Genomic DNA, 16,837 nt, shown 5'->3' with positions numbered 1-16,837 from the left:
GTGGCCGCCGCCGTGCGGCGGGGGGTGCGGGGCGCAGTGGGACGACGCGACGCCATGGGTCCAGCTTCTCGCGCGATCGGGCCTTCGGGCGTCAGGCGCGCCCGGTGGCGCGCGCGGCGCGCGGGAAGGCGGAGGCGCCGGCGTAGCGGCCGGCGTCGTCCAACTCCTCCTCGATGCGCAGGAGCTGGTTGTACTTCGCCACGCGCTCGGAGCGGGCCGGGGCACCGGTCTTGATCTGGCCCGAGCCCACGGCGACCGCGAGGTCGGCGATGGTGGTGTCCTCCGTCTCGCCGGAGCGGTGGCTCATCATCGTGGTGAACCCGTTGCGGTGCGCCAGGTCCACGGCGTCGAGGGTCTCGGTGAGCGAGCCGATCTGGTTGACCTTCACCAGCATCGAGTTGCCGGCCGCCAGGTCGATGCCCTTGCGCAGCCGCTCGGGGTTGGTGACGAACAGGTCGTCGCCGACGAGCTGGACCTTGTCGCCGAGGGCGCTGGTGATGTGCTGCCAGCCGGACCAGTCGTCCTCGCCCAGCGGGTCCTCGATGGAGACCAGCGGGTACTCCGAGACCAGGCCCTCGTAGTAGCCGGTCATCCACTCCGCGGAGCGGTTCGAGCCCTCGAAGGCGTACCCGCCGTCGGCGACGAACTCGGTGGCGGCCACGTCCAGGGCCAGCGCGATGTCGGTGCCGAGGGTGAAGCCGGCCTTCTCGATCGCGGAGGCGATGAGGTCCAGCGCCTCCTTGTTGTTCGGCAGGTCGGGGGCGAAGCCGCCCTCGTCGCCCAGGCCGGTGCTCAGGCCGCGCTGCTTGAGCACGGACTTCAGCGAGTGGTACGTCTCCGCGCCCCAGCGCAGCGCCTCGCGGAAGGACGCCGCACCCACGGGAGCGATCATGAACTCCTGGATGGCGACGCCGGTGTCGGCGTGCGCGCCGCCGTTGACGATGTTCATCATCGGCACCGGGAGCAGGTGGGCGTTGGGCCCGCCCAGGTAGCGGAACAGCGGCAGGTCCGCCGCGGCCGCGGCGGCCTTGGCGACCGCGAGGGAGACGCCCAGGACGGCGTTGGCGCCCAGGCGGCCCTTGTTGGGGGTGCCGTCCAGGTCCAGCATCACCTGGTCGACGATCCGCTGCTCGTGGGCGTCGTGCCCCACGAGCGCCGGCCCGATCTCCTCGATGACGGCTTCGACGGCCTGCTCGACACCCTTGCCCAGGTAGCGGCCCTGGTCGCCGTCGCGGCGCTCGACGGCCTCGTGCGCACCGGTGGACGCGCCCGAGGGCACGGCCGCGCGGGCGAAGGTGCCGTCGTCGAGGAGCACCTCGACCTCGACGGTGGGGTTGCCCCGGGAGTCCAGGATCTCGCGAGCTCCGACGGCCTCGATGGTGGCCACGCGCACTCCTACTGCTCGGCTGGTGGACTGTTCGGTCGCGCCGAGCCTAGTGGGTGGCGCCGGGCTCACCCCGAGAGCGTCTGCCACCCCAACCGCCCCGCGCCCAGCAGCCCGGACAGGCGCGGCAGCTGCGAGGGCACCAGGCGCACGTCGGCCAGGTGCGGGTAGACGGCCAGCTCGGCGTAGGCGGCCCGCAGCGGCGCCATCAGCACCTCCCCGGAGGCGGCGACCCCGCCACCGACCACGACGTCGGTGAGGTCGAACAGCGCCGCCGCGGACAGGAACGCCGAGGCCAGCGCCCGGGTCCCGGCAGCGATCACCTCCACCGGCACGCGCTCGCCCGCGGCGGCGTCGGCGGTCAGCACCTTCGCGTCGACCGCCTCCCCGGTCCGCCAGCCGCGCGCCTGCGCCGCGCGCACCATCGCCGGGCCGGACGCGTAGGACTCCACCACCCCGAGGGCGCCGGAGCCGGGCAGCCGCTCGCCGTCCAGGACGACGCCGACGTGGCTGATGAACCCCGCGTTGCCGCTCTTGCCGGTGAGGGTGCGCCCGTCCAGGACGACCCCGCCGCCGATGCCGGTGGAGACCACGACGCCGAGCACCGAGGGCGCGCCGGCGGCGGCGCCGACCCACTGCTCCGCGGCGGCGAAGCACTGCCCGTCCTGCGCCAGCACGGCGCGCGCCGGGCGGCCCAGCGCGTGCCCGGCGCGGGCGGCGACGGCCGCGGTGAGGGGGAAGCCGCGCAGCGAGGGGATGTTCACCGGGTGCACCGTGCCGGTGGTGGTGTCGACCGGGCCGGCGGAACCGATGCCGACGACGTCGGCGACCTCCACGCCCTGCTCGCGCGCGTCGGCGAGCACGTCGTCCACGAGGCCCTCCAGCGCCGCCCCGACCGCAGCGGGGTCGGTGGCGTCGGTGGGGACCTCGCGCTCGGCCCGCACCGCGCCGGTGCTCGAGACCAGCCCGGCGGCGATCTTGGTGCCCCCGATGTCCAGGGCCAGCACGTGCGTCGTCGTCACGCCGCCGGAGCCTAGCGAGCCGGTTCAGCCCCGAGCAGGTCCTGCGGCGCTCTCGCGCTCGCGGGCGGCGCGCTCCAGCCGGCGGGTCGCCGTGCGCAGCGCCGCCTCGGGGTCCACGCCGGCCGCGTGCGCGACGCGCACCAGCTCCAGCAGCCGCTCCCCCACCGCCTCCTCGTCGACCGGGTCCTGCGCGCCGGTGGGCTCGGCCGGCTCGGCGAGGCCGGCGCGCTGCAGCCGGCCGAGGACCTTGTCGGCGCGGGCCAGCGCGGGCAGCTGCAGCGGGATGCCGTCCAGGACGGACTCGCGCTGCTTCTCGGTGGCCTTGATGGCGTCCCAGCGCGCCTGGAGGTCCTCCGCGGCCACCTCCCCGTCGAAGACGTGCGGGTGCCGGCGCACGAGCTTGGCGACGATCGCCTCGGCCACGTCGTCGACGTCGAAGCCCTCCGCGGGGTCCTCGGCGGCCACGCGGGCGTGGAAGACGACCTGCAGCAGCAGGTCGCCCAGCTCGTCGCGCAGCTCCTCGCGGGTGCCGTTCTCCACGGCGTCGACGACCTCGTAGCTCTCCTCGACGAGGTACCGCAGGAGGGACGCGTGGGTCTGCCGCGCGTCCCACGGGCAGCCACCCGGCGAGCGCAGGCGGTCCATGACGGCGACGAGGTCGAGCAGACGGGCACCGGGGACGTCGGTCACGACCTCCAAACTAGCCGCCGGACGGCTCCGGGCCGGACCGTGGACCCCGGCGGTGGGCGAGCAGGCCCTTCGCCGGAGGACTCGACCCCGCCGCCCGCCCAGCGCGCCCCTCGACGGCACGGGCGATCCGCCGACCGACCGAGTGGAGGGGCTCCTCGAACCACCGGTGCAGGCACGCCGAGGCCACCACGGCGAGGACGAACCCGACCAGCGTGGACAGCAGGGACCCCGGGAGCCCGTGCCCGACCCCGATCACCCGCTCGGCCACGTCCAGGGCGAGGGCGTTCGTCAGGTAGAGGCCGAAGGAGATGGTGCCCAGGAAGACCACCGGGCGCGCGTTCAGCCACCCGACGCCGGACCCCCGCCGCACGACCACACCGATCATCACCGGGGCCACGACCAGCCCGTAGACCACGTAGAGCGAGCCTCCCGGCGTCACCTCCCGCGTGCCGAACTGCAGGAGGAGCAGCAGCGCGGTCAGGGGGACCAGGTAGCGCGCTTCCCCGAGGCGCACCAGGTACCGGTAGCACCTCGCCTCGTGCAGGAGGAGAGCCGACAGACAGCCCGTCGCCAGGAGGCCGTAGGGGGCGATGGCCCGCAAGACCGGCGCGTCGAAGGCGCTCGCGACGGTGCACGCCACGACGACCGTCGCCAGGAGCAGCGACCTGCACCGGACGGAGCGCCGCCCGAGGAGGACGAAACCCACGAGCGGCCAGACCAGGTAGAACTTCTCCTCCACCCCCAGCGACCACGCGAAGGTGAACGGGGGGTGCGCCCCCGTCCCGGTGAAGTAGACGGCGTGCTCGGGAGTCCCGAGCAGGTACCAGGGCAGCTCCTCGGCGAACGATCGGGAGCGCTCGGCGTCGATGCCGATGACGAACACGATGAAGCAGTAGACGCCCAGGACCAGGTAGTAGAGCGGGTAGATCCTGAAGGCCCGCCGGACGTAGAACGCCGACAGGGAGACCCGGCCGGACCGCTCCGCCTCCCGCAGCGCCAGCGTGGTGATGAGGAACCCGCTCAGCACGAAGAAGATCGACACCCCGGTGTGGCCGTGGAAGGAGGGCCAGAAGTGCTCGTAGGCGGGGTGAGCCGTGATGACCAGCAGGATCGACACTGCGCGGAGGCCGTCGAGGGAGGGGATGCGGCGGAGCGCGAGGAAGTCGCCGTGACTCACCGCAGACCCCGCACGCACCGCACCCGGCTGGTGCCGCAGCGCCGCCCTCACCCGTGCAGCGGCTCGGGCTGCGGCGCGCGCCGACGCGTCTCTGGGGATCGGTGGGCGCACTCCCCACGGATCGGCGCGCGTGGCACGGTGCTTGAGGGCCGGGACGGGCGCGGCGGGTGCCGGCTACCGCGCGCCGGCCGCCGCGACCGCCGCCGGCTGGTCCTGCAGGACCGCGGCGACGAACTCGTGCACCCACGCGAGCATCTCCGCGTCGCGCAGCGGCTTGCCGCCGATGCGCGCGGTCATCGGGGCGGGCACCAGCGCCACCGACAGCGCCGGCTTGAGGATCGTGCCGGGGTAGAGCCGCTTCAGGCGCAGTTCGCGCGACTCGGGCAGGTCGATCGGGGCGAAGCGCACCTGCTTGCCCTGCAGCGACACCTCGCGCAGGCCGACGCGGCGGGCGGCGATGCGGAACTTCGCGACCTCCAGCAGGTTCAGCACCGGCTGCGGCGGGGTGCCGTAGCGGTCGGTGAGCTCGGCGTGCAGCTCCACGAGGTCCTGTTCGGAGTCGGCGGCGGCCAGGCGCCGGTACGCCTCCAGCCGCAGCCGCTCGCTGGGGACGTAGTCGTGCGGCAGGTGCGCGTCGATCGGCAGCTCGATCTTCACCTCGGTGGGCTCGGGCTCGGCGTCGTCGTTCTCCGCGCCCGGGACCTGCCGGCGCACGTCGGCGACCGCGTCGGCGACCATGCGCATGTAGAGGTCGAAACCCACCCCGGCGATGTGGCCGGACTGCTCCCCGCCGAGCATGTTCCCGGCGCCGCGGATCTCGAGGTCCTTCATCGCCACGGCCATGCCGGAGCCGAGGTCGGTGTGCTGGGCGATGGTGGCCAGGCGGTCGTGCGCGGTCTCGGTGAGCGGCTTCTCCGGCGGGAAGAGGAAGTAGGCGTAGGCCCGTTCCCGCCCGCGCCCGACGCGGCCGCGCAGCTGGTGCAGCTGCGACAGGCCCATCGCGTCGGCTCGCTCGACGATGAGGGTGTTGGCGTTGGAGATGTCCAGGCCGGTCTCGACGATCGTGGTGCAGACGAGGACGTCGAACTTCTTCTCCCAGAAGTCCACGACGACCTGCTCCAGGCGGTGCTCGCCCATCTGCCCGTGCGCGGTGGCGATCCGGGCCTCGGGGACGAGCTCCTTGAGCCGGGCCGCGGTCCGCTCGATGGACTGCACCCGGTTGTGGATGTAGAAGACCTGCCCCTCGCGCAGCAGCTCGCGGCGGATCGCGGCGGCGATCTGCTTGTCCTCCTGCCCGCCCACGTACGTCAGCACGGGGTGGCGCTCCTCCGGCGGGGTGGCCAGCGTGGACATCTCGCGGATGCCGGTGACCGCCATCTCCAGGGTGCGCGGGATGGGGGTGGCGCTCATCGCCAGGACGTCCACGTTGGTGCGCAGCGTCTTCAGCGACTCCTTGTGCTCGACGCCGAAGCGCTGCTCCTCGTCGACGACCACGAGGCCGAGGTCCTTGAACTTCACCTCCCCGCTGAGCAGGCGGTGGGTGCCGATGACGACGTCGACGGAGCCGTCGGCCAGCCCGGCGATCGTCTCCTTGGCCTCGGCGCCCGGCGTGAACCGCGACAGCGGCTTCACCGAGACCGGGAACTGCGCGTACCGCTCGGCGAACGTCTTGTAGTGCTGCTGCACGAGGAGCGTCGTCGGCACGAGCACGGCGACCTGCTTGCCGTCCTGCACGGCCTTGAACGCCGCGCGCAGCGCGATCTCCGTCTTGCCGTAGCCGACGTCGCCGCAGATGAGGCGGTCCATGGGGACCGGTTTCATCATGTCGCCCTTGACCTCGTCGATGCTGGCGAGCTGGTCGGGCGTCTCCACGTACGGGAAGGCGTCCTCCAGCTCCCGCTGCCACGGGGTGTCCTGGCCGAAGGCGTGGCCCTTGGTGGCCATGCGGGCGGAGTACAGCTTGATGAGGTCGCCGGCGATCTGCTTGACGGCCTTGCGCGCCTTGGACTTCGTCTTGGCCCAGTCCGAGCCGCCCATCTTCGACAGCGTCGGGGTCTCCCCGCCGGTGTAGCGGGTGATCTGGTCCAGGGTGTCGGTGGGCACGAACAGGCGGTCGCCGGGCTGGCCGCGCTTGCTGGAGGCGTACTCCAGCACCAGGTACTCGCGGGTGGCGCCCTGGATCGTGCGCTGCACCATCTCGACGAACTTCCCGATGCCGTGCTGCTCGTGCACGACGAAGTCGCCGGGCTGCAGGCTCAGCGGGTCCACCGCGTTGCGGCGGCGGCGCGGGGCCATGCGGCGCATGTCCTTGGTGGACTGCCCACCCACCCCGGTGATGTCGGCCTCGGTGACCAGCGCGACCTTCAGGGCCTCGGCGACGAAGCCGTGCTCCACGCTGGCGGTCGTCACGGCGACCACCGACTCCACCGGCGCCTCGACGAGGTCGTCGACGAGGCGGGCGGGCACGTCCTCGCCGGAGAGCACCTCGACCAGCCGCTTGGCCGGTCCGTGCCCCTCGGTGGTCACGACGATGCGCCAGCCGGCGCCGGCGAGCTCGCGCAGGTCGGCGAGCGCCTTCTCCGTCTCACCGCGGTAGCTGACGACGTCGCGCGCGCCGACGCGCAGGACGCGGGTGTCCTCGAGGTCGCGCAGGTCGTCGTCGGAGACCAGGGAGGTCACCGACCACCAGGGCCGCCCGGTGGCCTCCGCGTGGGCGCGCACCTGCGCCAGCGTCCAGAAGGAGGAGGCCCCCAGGTCCACGGGGGCCTGACCGCCGGCGGCGGCGTTCATCCACGCCGCGTCGAGGAACTCCGCCCCGGTGGCGACGAGGTCGTGGGCGCGGGCGCGGACCTTCTCCGGCTCGGCCAGCACCACGTGGGTGCCGGCGGGCAGGACGTCCAGCAGCGGTTCCATGCCGTCCACGAGGACGGGGGCGAGGGACTCCATGCCCTCCACCGCGATGCCCTCGGCGATCTTGGCGAGCACCTCGGCGGCCTCGGGGTGGGCCTGCACCAGCGCCGCGGCCCGCTGCCGCACGCCCTCGGTGAGCAGCAGCTCGCGGCACGGCGGCGCCCACACCCCGTCCGGCTCGACCTCCAGGCTGCGCTGGTCGGCCACGGAGAAGGAACGGACCTCGTCGACCTCGTCGCCGAAGAACTCCACGCGCAGCGGGTGCGGGCGGGTGGGCGGGAAGACGTCGAGGATGCCGCCGCGCACGGCGAACTCGCCGCGCCGCTCGACCATGTCCACGCGCGCGTACGCCGCGCCCACCAGGGCCTCGACGGTGGCGTCCAGGCCGACCTCGTCGCCGGCGCGCAGCCGCACGGGCTCCAGGTCCGCCAGGCCCTTGACCAGCGGCTGCAGCACCGCGCGCACGGGGGCGACGACGACGCGCACCTCGCCGGTGCTGGCGTCGCGGTCGGAGGGGTGCGCCAGGCGGCGCAGCACCGCCAGCCGCTGGGCGACGGTGTCGCTGCGCGGGGACAGCCGCTCGTGCGGCAGCGTCTCCCAGGCGGGGAACTCCGCGACGGCGTGCTGGGGCAGGTAGCAGCGCAGCCAGGTGGCCAGGTCCTCGCACTCGCGGCCGGTGGCGGTGACCACCAGCAGGGGGCGCTCGGCGGCCAGGGCCGCCAGCAGGGCGGGGCGCGCGCCGAGGGGCGCGACCACGTCGAGGGCCTGGCCCCCGCCCTCCCGCGCCGTCTGAACGGCCGCGCGGACGGCGGGTTCGGTGCGCAGGACGTCGAGCAGGCCGGTGAGGCTCACGAACACTCCGGGGATGTCGAGGGGAGGGCCCCAGCCTACGTCCGGCCCCCGACACCGACCGGCCCGAGCGGGCGGGGGCCGCCGAAGGCGCCCGGGTGCGCCCGCGACCTCGTTACTGTCTGGGGGTGTCCGGCTCCTCCCCCGCGGTCCCCGCCTCCCCCGCCCGCCGCCGGCTGCCGCGCCCCGTGCGGGTGCTGCTCGGCGCCGCCGTCCTGGTGCTGTTGGCCTGGGCCGTGGCCGTGGCCGTCAGCGGGGTGCAGGCGGCGCGCGCGCTGCAGCGGGTGGCCGGCGCGGTCCCCGCGCTGGAGCAGCAGGTGCGCGAGCAGCGCTTCGCCGAGGCGGCGGGCACGGCCCGCTCGGTGGCGGCCGACGCCGCCGGTGCCCACCGCGCGACGAGCCAGTGGCCCTACCGGGCCGCGGAGCACCTGCCCTGGGTGGGGGCGCAGCTGCGCGCGGCGTCGGGCGGCGCCGCGGCCGCCGCGGTGCTGACCGAACCGCTGCCCGGGGCGCTGGAGGTGGTGGGCGACGCCCTGGCCGAGGGGGTGGTCTCCTCCGAGCAGGCGGTGGACGTGGCGGCCGTGCAGGAGCTGGCACCGGTCGTCACCGGGTACCGCGACCGGGTGGCGGTGGCCCGCGCGGAGCTGGCGGCTGCTGACGACCCGGCGGTGCTCGGCGCGCTCTCGGGCCGGCTGGAGCCGGTGGCCCGGCAGCTCGACGAGTTGGCGGGCCCCCTGGGTACCGCCGCTGAGCTGGTGCCCCAGCTGCCGGCGATGCTGGGGTCCGAGGGCCGGCGCACCTACCTGGTGGCCTTCACCAACCCCGCCGAGGTGCGGCCGGTGCAAGGCATCGTCGGCGCGTACGCCTACGTGTCGGTGGACGGCGGGCGGATCTCGCTGGTGGAGACGGGGACCGACGAGGACGTGCGGGGAGCGCTGGCGGACACCTCGGTCAACGGCGTCGAGCACGAGCGGCTCTACGGGGCCGACCCCGACGCGGGCATCGTCCAGAACCTCACGGTCGGCGCGAACGCGGACGACGCGGCGCGGCTGGCCGCCAGCCTGTTCGTGGACGCGGGCGAGGCGGTGCCGGACGCGGTGGTCCTCGTGGACCCGGTGGGCCTGGCGCAGCTGCTGGGCCCCGAGCACCCGCCGCTGGACCTGGGCGTGTTCGGCAGCGTGCCGGTCGCCGACCTGCCGGCGGTGCTCATGGTGGATGCCTACGTGCGCTTCGACGGCGACAACGAGGGGCGCAAGGCATTCCTGTCGTCCGCCTCGGCGGCGGCGTTCGAAGCGGTGCTGACCGACGGGATGTCCACGGCCGCCCTGCGCGGGGCGCGCCAGGCGGCCGACAGCGGCCACCTGGCCGTGTGGAGCTCGCGCGAGGACGAGCAGTCCGCGCTGGTCTCGGCCGGGCTGGCGGGGGTGCTGGGCGCACCGCGCCCGGTGGCGCACGTGGGGCTGACGAACTCGGCACCCTCCAAGCTGGACTACTGGACCCAGCCGGTCCTGCGGCTGGAGCGCCCGTGCGTCAGCGGTTCGGCGGAGGCGGTGGTGACGCTCGAGCTGACGCTGACGAACACGGCACCCGAGGAGGTCCCGGACTACGTGCGCAACCAGGTCGCCACCACAGCACGCGGAGAGCGCACCGCCCGGGACGTGGTGTCCCTGTGGGTGCCCCCGACGGTCGGGCTGGACGAGGCGTCGGTGGACGGGCGGGCCGTGCCCACGGCCGTCGACTCCGAGCGCGGCTGGCGCCTGGTGCGGCTGACCACGGACCTCCCCCCGGGGGAGCCGGTGGTGGTCAGGTGGCGGCTGCGGGGGCCGGCCGACCAGCTGCCCGTGGAGGTGACGGGCCCGGCGACGGTCGCCACGCCCCAGCTCTCCACGGAGCCGTGCTCGGCACCGTCCTGATCCGTGACGAGGACTTCCGAGAGCCAGAACCGAACAGTTCGAACACAACACGTGACGCTCAGTAGCGACACCACGCCGATCGTGGCGATGCGCTGGACGCGGAGGTGACTGTGAGCCATCCTGGAGCCCGCTTCGCGATCACCACCGACCAACACCGACGGACACCGCGTCGCGGAGCCGAAGACATGGGGGGAATCAACGTGCACCGCACTCAGAACGTCGTCCGGCTCGTCGCAGGTGGGGGCCTGGCGATCGCTGCCCTGACGGGTACCGCCACGCTGGCGTCGGCCTCGACCGACTACGCGCCGTCCACGCCGACGCCGAGCGTCTCCACGCCGGTCCCCCCGGAGCCCTCGGCCCCGCCCCAGGGCGAGACGCCGAGCACCTCCCCCGCTGCGCCGGGGGCGACGGGCGACTCGGACACCCCAGCGCAGGCCGTCGAGTCCTCCGGCGACGAGCTCGCCTACACCGGGGCCGACGTGCTGCCCTGGGCCGCGGCGGGCGCGGTGCTCGTCCTCGGTGGCACCGCGATGGTCGTGGCCTCGAAGCGGAGCGCGAGCCGCCAACACTGAGCGTCGTGCCGGGCGACCGGCACTCCGACGTCACCGACGGTGGCGTGGATTCCGGGGGGACTCCACGCCACCGGCCTTGCCTGCGCACCGGCGGGAACTCACGGGCGCGTGACACCAGGCCGGAGCGCATCCAGCGCAGTCACTCCAGGGGGAACACATGACGGTCGTCACCAGCCGTCCACCGCGAGCTCGCAGTCGCCGTGGCCAGGGCGCGCCACGGCAGGACAGGCCGGTCACCGGTCCCGCGCACACGGACGTGGTCCTGGCGCACGACTACCTCACCCAGCGCGGTGGCGGTGAGCGCGTGGCGCTGGAACTGGCGCGTCAGTTCCCCGGAGCGCCGCTGCTGACCAGCGTCTACGACGAGGCCACCACCTTCCCGGAGTTCGCCGGCCGCGACGTGCGGCCCAGCGTCCTCAACCGCTGGAAGGTCTTCCGGCGCGACCCTCGTCGGGCCTTCGCCCTGCTGGCCCCCGTCGTGAGCCGCATGGTGGTGCCGGAGGGTGTTCTGGTGGCCAGCTCCTCCGGCTGGGCGCACGGCCTGCGCGCGCACGGACCGAAGATCGTCTACTGCCACAACCCGGCTCGCTGGCTGTACCAGCCGGACGACTACTTCCGCGCCCTGCCCAGGGTCGTGCGCCGCCCCTTGTCCGCCGCTCTGGCACCCCTGCGGCACTGGGACCGCCGGGCGGCACACACGGTGGACGTCTACCTGGCCAACTCCACGTCCGTGGCTCGGCGCATCGAAGCGGCGTACGGGGTACGCGCACGAGTGCTGCACCCGCCCGCCGGGCTCGACCCCGCTGGTCCCCGTGAGGCGGTGCCCGGTGTCGAGCCGGGCTTCCTGCTGACCGTGGGGCGTCGGCGCGGCTACAAGAACACGTCCCTGGTGTGCGAGGCGGTCGAGCAGGTGCCCGGGGCTCGCCTCGTCGCGGTGGGCGGCCTGCCCGACGGGCGCACCTGGAGCGATCGACTGCTCGGCGTGCGCGACATCAGCGACGCGCAGCTGCGCTGGCTGTACGCCAACTGCTCCGCCGTGGTGGCGATGAGTCGTGAGGACTTCGGCCTGTCCCCGGTGGAGGGCTTCGCCTTCGGCAAGCCGAGCGTGGTGCTGCGCGCGGGCGGCTACCTCGACAGCGGCCTGGAGGGCGTGGCGACCCTCTTCGTGGACGAGGAGACCGCCTCGTCGCTGGCGGCGGTCCTGCGCGACTTCGACCCCGCTGAGTTCGACCCCGAGAAGGTGCGCAAGCACGGTGAACGCTTCTCCCCCGCCGCTTTCGGTCGTGGTCTGCGCGCTGTCGTCGCCGAGGTGCTGAGCGAGGCACCGAGGACATGAGCACGTCCGACGTGTCGCCGCACTCACGTGGCGACCGAGACGCGGTCGGTGCCGCCCCGCTGCGCGTGGTGTACCTGGATCACTGCGCTCTGCTCTCAGGTGGCGAGATCGCCTTGCTGCGGACGCTGGACTCCTTGACGCACGTGGATCGCACCGTGTGGTTGGCCGAGGACGGTCCACTGGTCGAGCCGTTGCGCGCCACGGGGGCCCGGGTCGAAGTGATCCCCATGGACGCCACCGCGCGGACCGTGGCCCGTACCGGAGCGGGGCGAGTGCCAGTGGCCGGCGTGGTCGCGGCAGCGCGGTACACGCTGACCTTGGCACGGCGCCTGCGCCAGGAAGCTCCCGACCTCGTCCACACCAACTCGCTGAAGGCGGCGATCTACGGCGGGCTCGCGGGGCGACTAGCGGGCGTCCCCGTCGTCTGGCACGCTCGCGACCGCATCGCCGACGACTACATGCCCGCGCGCACCGCAGCGGTGGTCCGGCGCTTGGCGAGCCGACTACCCCGAGCGGTCATCGCCAACTCACGAGCGACTCTCGACACGCTCGCGTTGCCCCCCGGTGCACTGGCCACCGTCGTTCCAGATCCTTACCACGCCCGGCGAGCGCCCCGCCCGGCGCAGCCTTCAGCCCCGCTGCGCATCTCGATGGTCGGGCGTCTCGCCCCGTGGAAGGGGCAAGACATCTTCCTCCGCGCCTTCGCCGAGGCACTGGCCGGCAGCGAGCACCGCGCGATCATCGTCGGCTCAGCGATGTTCGGTGAGGACGACTACGCCGCTGAGCTGCGCGGGTTGGCCGGGGACCTGGGCATCGCAGGGCAAGTCGACTTCACCGGCTTCTCCGAGGACGTGGAAGCCGTCCTGGCCGAGTCCGACGTGCTGGTGCACGCCTCCACGGTCCCCGAGCCCTTCGGGCAGGTCGTCGTCGAAGGGCTGGCTGCCGGCCTGACGGTGATCGCCGCCGACGCCGGAGGCCCGGCAGAGATCATCACCGACGGCGAGAACGGTCTCCTCTTCCCCCCGGGCGACAGCAGGGCCCTGGCCGACCGGCTGCGGCGAGCGACCGAGGACTACGATCTGCGACGGCGCTTGGGGGAAGCCGGTGTCCGAGCGGCAGCTCACTACTCCCCTGACAGGCTCGCCGAGCGGTTCACCGACGTCTATCGCCGCACGCTCTCAGCGCGTCGCCGCTTAGCTGCCCGAGGCTCCCAGCCAGCCTGAACGCCCAGCGCGCGGGCTTCAGGCCACCCAGACGCGACCGCCGCAACCACCAGGTGTCGGCACGAGAGCCGCTGCACTTGAGGCCTCACGCTCTGAACGAGGGATGATCTCACCCGCCTGGAGCAATCTGGGTGCGGATTCGCGTAACACCTGTCAAGCTCCAGCGCCATCGGGACGAAGCGTTGAGTGTTGCTAACACTCGACGCAAGGACCTCTCCGATGACGTTCCGACTGTCCCGCAAGTTCATTGCCGCGCAGCTCCCTGTCGCCATCGCCGCGGCTCTCACCTGCGCCACTGTCACTGCACCTTCCGCGCAGGCCGCTTCCCTGCCGGCCGTTCCCGCTCAGATGGCCGACTCGTTCGTCGACTCGATCGGTGTCGCCACTCACCTCACTTACACCGGCACCCCGTACATGAACTACCCCCTGGTCAAGCAGCGCCTGCAGGAGTCCGGCATTCGCCACCTGCGCGACGGCTGGGGCACCGGCTCCAAGTACGCCTCGGACTTCGTCGAGAAGGAACTCTCGCCGATGGGCGTCGGCATCACCATGGTCCAGGACCCGCGCCAGAACGCCACCCCGGCGCAGCTGAAGGACATGGTCAAGACCCAGCTGCCCACCGCGATCGATGCAGTCGAAGGCCTGAACGAGTGGGACCTGCGGGGCGGCAACTGGGCTGTCGACGCACGAAACTGGACGATCCAGGTCGCTGAGGCGTACCGCGGCGATCCGGCCACCAAGAACATCCCCATCGTGGCCCCCTCGCTCGCCGACACCAACGCCACGTCGAAGTACCAGGCCCTCGGAGACATCTCGGCCTACGTCGACTACGGCAACACCCACGACTACCCCGGCAACCAGTACCACATGAACGACAGCATCATCGACACCGTCCTGCGCAACAACAGCGTCACCGCCAAGGGCAAGAAGGTGTACGCCACCGAGACCGGCTTCTCGACAGGGACCACCTCGGCTCCGTACCGGACCATGCCCGCGGCGCAGGTCGCCCAGGCTCTGCCCAACCTGTACTTGGACCACTTCCGACGCGGGGTGGCGCGCACCTTCTCCTACGAGCTGTTCGACCAGCACGCCGACAACGCCTTCGAGTCCAAGTTCGGCCTGCTGAACAACGACGGCAGCCCGAAGGCCTCGTTCAACGCGATGTCGAACCTCATCAACCTGCTCAACGACAAGGGCAGCGCCTTCTCCACGAAGCCGCTGAACTACGAGCTCCAGGGCACCAACGCCAAGACCCGCACGCTGCTGCTGCAGAAGCGCGACGGTTCGTACTGGTTGGCCGTGTGGCAGCAGGACCGGTTGTTCGACGGGAACCAGGTGGTCAACCCGGCAGACGTCCCGGTGACGTTGAAGCTGGGGTCGCCGGTGTCGTCCGTGAAGCTGTACGACCCCGTCAAGAACCGCTCCTCGTTCGGCGGAAGTTCCAACACCGACACCGTGAAGTTCTCCTCCACGGAGAGTGTGACACTCGTGGAACTGCGTGGCACTGGCTCCAGCACCACTCCGACGCAGCCGACTCCGACTCCGACTCCGAGCACCCCTACGACTACCGCCCCTCCCGCCACCCCTTCACCGTCCACGTCGACCAGCGGCAGCGTCCGCCCGGTCTCGGGCCTGCCCCTGACCCAGGTCGCCAACGCCTGGGGTCCGGCCGAGCTGAACAAGAGCAACGGTGAGGGCGCACGGGGAGACGGGAAGACCATCACCGTGGGCGGCAAGACCTACACCAGCGGTCTGGGCGTGCACGCCGGTTCCGAGGTCCGCTTCACCAACGACGGCGCCACCACGTTCACCGCAGTCGTCGGCTTGGACGCCGAGGTGAACGGCAAGGGGTCGGTGACCTTCCAGGTCTTCGGTGACGGCACGAAGCTGTACGACTCCGGCAAGATCACCGGAACCACCACCAAGAACGTCTCCGCGAACATCACCGGCAAGAAGGAGATCCGCCTGGTGGTCACCGATGGTGGCGACGGCAACGCCTTCGACCACGCCGACTGGGCCGACGCGAAGATCTCCACGGGTGCTTCCACTCCAGCTCCTGCCGTCACCCGGAACGTCCGCCCGGTCTCGGGCCTGCCCCTGACCCAGGTCGCCAACGCCTGGGGTCCGGCCGAGCTGAACAAGAGCAACGGTGAGGGCGCACGGGGAGACGGGAAGACCATCACCGTGGGCGGCAAGACCTACACCAGCGGTCTGGGCGTGCACGCCGGTTCCGAGGTCCGCTTCACCAACGACGGCGCCACCACGTTCACCGCAGTCGTCGGCTTGGACGCCGAGGTGAACGGCAAGGGGTCGGTGACCTTCCAGGTCTTCGGTGACGGCACGAAGCTGTACGACTCCGGCAAGATCACCGGAACCACCACCAAGAACGTCTCCGCGAACATCACCGGCAAGAAGGAGATCCGCCTGGTGGTCACCGATGGTGGCGACGGCAACGCCTTCGACCACGCCGACTGGGCCGACGCGAAGATCTCCTGAGGAGCGACCCCGGGACGCCGAAGGAGTGCTCGAGGGCGGTACCCGCTGACTGCGGGTGCCGCCCTTGCGGCGTACCGAACACTCTTCGCCCGGCTCAGCCGAGCGTCTCGAGACCGCCCTTCCAGGGCAGGCGTCCGCGAGCGAGCAACCGGGCGCCCTGCTCAGCCCCCACCAGCAGGTCCCGGCCGTACTTGGGTGCTCGCACCCCCGCGACGGCGACCACCGCGGCCACGCAGCGGGCCTTCTCCTCGACGGGGATGTCCGCCTCAGCGGCGGCCAGGAGGTACTGGATCGCCAGGTCCCACTCCGGGAAGACGATGCGACCCTCACGGGCCGGGTTCCAGAACTCCGACGGCGGCCAGGGTCCCACGCCGATCCACCGGCTCAACTTCGATCCCGGACGAGTGCGCCGGGCACCGTTCCGCTGGCTGCGCCCATCGTGGTCGCGGTTGAAGAACAGCACCTCCGGGATGCGCAACATGGGACCCTGGAGCGCGAGTCGGACCAGCAGCACCCGGTCGCCGTACGCGTGGTTGCTCATCGCACCGGCTCGACGTAGAGCCTCCGAGCGGATGAGGCCGTACTGCTCGTGCCCCGCGTGGTGCTTGATGGGTGCCATGACGACACGGCGGAACCTCTGGCTCGCACTCGAACCGGACAGGTCGATCATGAAGTCGTCATTGCGCACGCGCTCGCCCTGCGCGTTGAGCACTGCCGCCTCGCTGTAGCAGACCACGGCTGCGGGGTGCTCCTCGAGCACCTTCAGCGCCTTGCCCACGAACGTCGGGTGGCTGATGTCGTCGGACGCGGCCCACTTGAAGAACTCGCTGCGGCACAGGCTGAAGGTGCGGGAGAAGCTGTCCGCGACACCGACGTGCTCCTCGTGGTGCACGTAGCGCACACGCGGGTCCCGCCGGGCGAAGCCCTGGCAGATCTCCGCTGTGCCGTCCGTGGACGCGTTGTCGGAGATCACGACCTCGAGGTCCTCGAAGTCCTGCGAGAGCGCGCTCTCGATCGTCGCGGCGACGTACTTCGCGCCGTTGTAGACAGGAATCCCGATGCACACCTTCGGGACGAAACCCACGACACCCCCCCCTTGCACAGACCGAACCGGCGCCGTGCTGCAGCACCTACACTGGACGGTAGCCGACGGCGACCCCTCGCGGGTCGGGGATCTCCTGAGACTGGTCCAGACGGTACCCCTCGTGACGGTCAGCAAAGCCAGCAGTACGCAGCGCTGCTCGACCACACCCGCATTGGAGGCC

The 16,837-nt window shown here is 72.3% G+C and carries 11 protein-coding genes; 5 read left to right on the top strand and 6 right to left on the bottom strand.

Features of this window, described 5'->3' with window-relative positions; translation table 11 throughout:
- Nucleotides 1-91: 91 nt before the first annotated feature.
- The 5 genes from eno to mfd all read right to left on the bottom strand — a co-directional run bounded on the left by eno (nt 92) and on the right by mfd (nt 8,035).
- Complete coding sequence (gene eno, locus ACRYM0_RS12560) at nt 92-1,387, bottom strand: phosphopyruvate hydratase (protein ID WP_432505542.1); 1,296 nt, start codon at nt 1,385-1,387, stop codon at nt 92-94.
- Nucleotides 1,388-1,452: 65 nt separating this feature from the next.
- A complete protein-coding gene (locus ACRYM0_RS12555) occupies nt 1,453-2,406 on the bottom strand; it encodes an ROK family protein (RefSeq protein ID WP_432505541.1) in 954 nt (317 codons plus the stop codon).
- Nucleotides 2,407-2,430: 24 nt separating this feature from the next.
- The gene (locus tag ACRYM0_RS12550) at nt 2,431-3,096 is read right to left on the bottom strand and encodes a nucleoside triphosphate pyrophosphohydrolase (RefSeq protein ID WP_432505539.1); all 666 of its coding nucleotides are present in this window, start codon (nt 3,094-3,096) and stop codon (nt 2,431-2,433) included.
- A 10-nt stretch (nt 3,097-3,106) separates the two neighbouring features.
- On the bottom strand, nt 3,107-4,273 hold the full coding sequence (locus ACRYM0_RS12545) for an acyltransferase family protein (RefSeq protein WP_432505537.1): 1,167 nt from the start codon (nt 4,271-4,273) through the stop codon (nt 3,107-3,109).
- Between the two features lie 174 nt (nt 4,274-4,447).
- Entirely contained in the window at nt 4,448-8,035 is a 3,588-nt protein-coding gene (mfd, locus tag ACRYM0_RS12540; protein WP_432505536.1) for a transcription-repair coupling factor, read from the bottom strand.
- Nucleotides 8,036-8,160: 125 nt separating this feature from the next.
- Here mfd and ACRYM0_RS12535 point away from each other — a divergent pair, with 125 nt between their 5' ends.
- The 5 genes from ACRYM0_RS12535 to ACRYM0_RS12515 all read left to right on the top strand — a co-directional run bounded on the left by ACRYM0_RS12535 (nt 8,161) and on the right by ACRYM0_RS12515 (nt 15,572).
- Nucleotides 8,161-9,945, top strand: coding sequence for a DUF4012 domain-containing protein (locus tag ACRYM0_RS12535; protein ID WP_432505534.1), 1,785 nt, complete (start codon nt 8,161-8,163; stop codon nt 9,943-9,945).
- A gap of 200 nt (nt 9,946-10,145) precedes the next feature.
- A complete protein-coding gene (locus tag ACRYM0_RS12530; RefSeq protein ID WP_432505532.1) occupies nt 10,146-10,517 on the top strand; it encodes a hypothetical protein in 372 nt (123 codons plus the stop codon).
- Between the two features lie 256 nt (nt 10,518-10,773).
- A complete protein-coding gene (locus ACRYM0_RS12525; RefSeq protein ID WP_432505530.1) occupies nt 10,774-11,853 on the top strand; it encodes a glycosyltransferase in 1,080 nt (359 codons plus the stop codon).
- Nucleotides 11,850-13,076, top strand: a complete 1,227-nt coding sequence (locus tag ACRYM0_RS12520) for a glycosyltransferase (protein WP_432505528.1) — start codon at nt 11,850-11,852, stop codon at nt 13,074-13,076. Before ACRYM0_RS12525 ends, ACRYM0_RS12520 begins: the two co-directional genes overlap by 4 nt.
- A 219-nt stretch (nt 13,077-13,295) precedes the next feature.
- On the top strand, nt 13,296-15,572 hold the full coding sequence (locus ACRYM0_RS12515) for an NPCBM/NEW2 domain-containing protein (RefSeq protein WP_432505526.1): 2,277 nt from the start codon (nt 13,296-13,298) through the stop codon (nt 15,570-15,572).
- 94 nt (nt 15,573-15,666) lie between these two features.
- Here ACRYM0_RS12515 and ACRYM0_RS12510 read toward each other — a convergent pair whose 3' ends face one another.
- Entirely contained in the window at nt 15,667-16,656 is a 990-nt protein-coding gene (locus ACRYM0_RS12510; protein ID WP_432505524.1) for a glycosyltransferase family 2 protein, read from the bottom strand.
- Nucleotides 16,657-16,837: the final 181 nt, after the last annotated feature.

Source organism: Kineococcus arenarius subsp. arenarius, assembly GCF_050871845.1.
Classification (GTDB): Bacteria; Actinomycetota; Actinomycetes; order Actinomycetales; family Kineococcaceae; genus Kineococcus.
The sequence above is the reverse complement of the archived record's forward strand: the minus strand, read 5'-3'. Positions and strand labels throughout refer to the sequence as shown.

What these genes read in the sequence shown, in the direction of transcription:
- ACRYM0_RS12520 (WP_432505528.1), top strand. Translation starts at nt 11,850, where the DNA reads ATGAGCACGTCCGACGTGTCGCCGCACTCACGTGGCGACCGAGACGCG.
- ACRYM0_RS12515 (WP_432505526.1), top strand. Translation starts at nt 13,296, where the DNA reads ATGACGTTCCGACTGTCCCGCAAGTTCATTGCCGCGCAGCTCCCTGTC.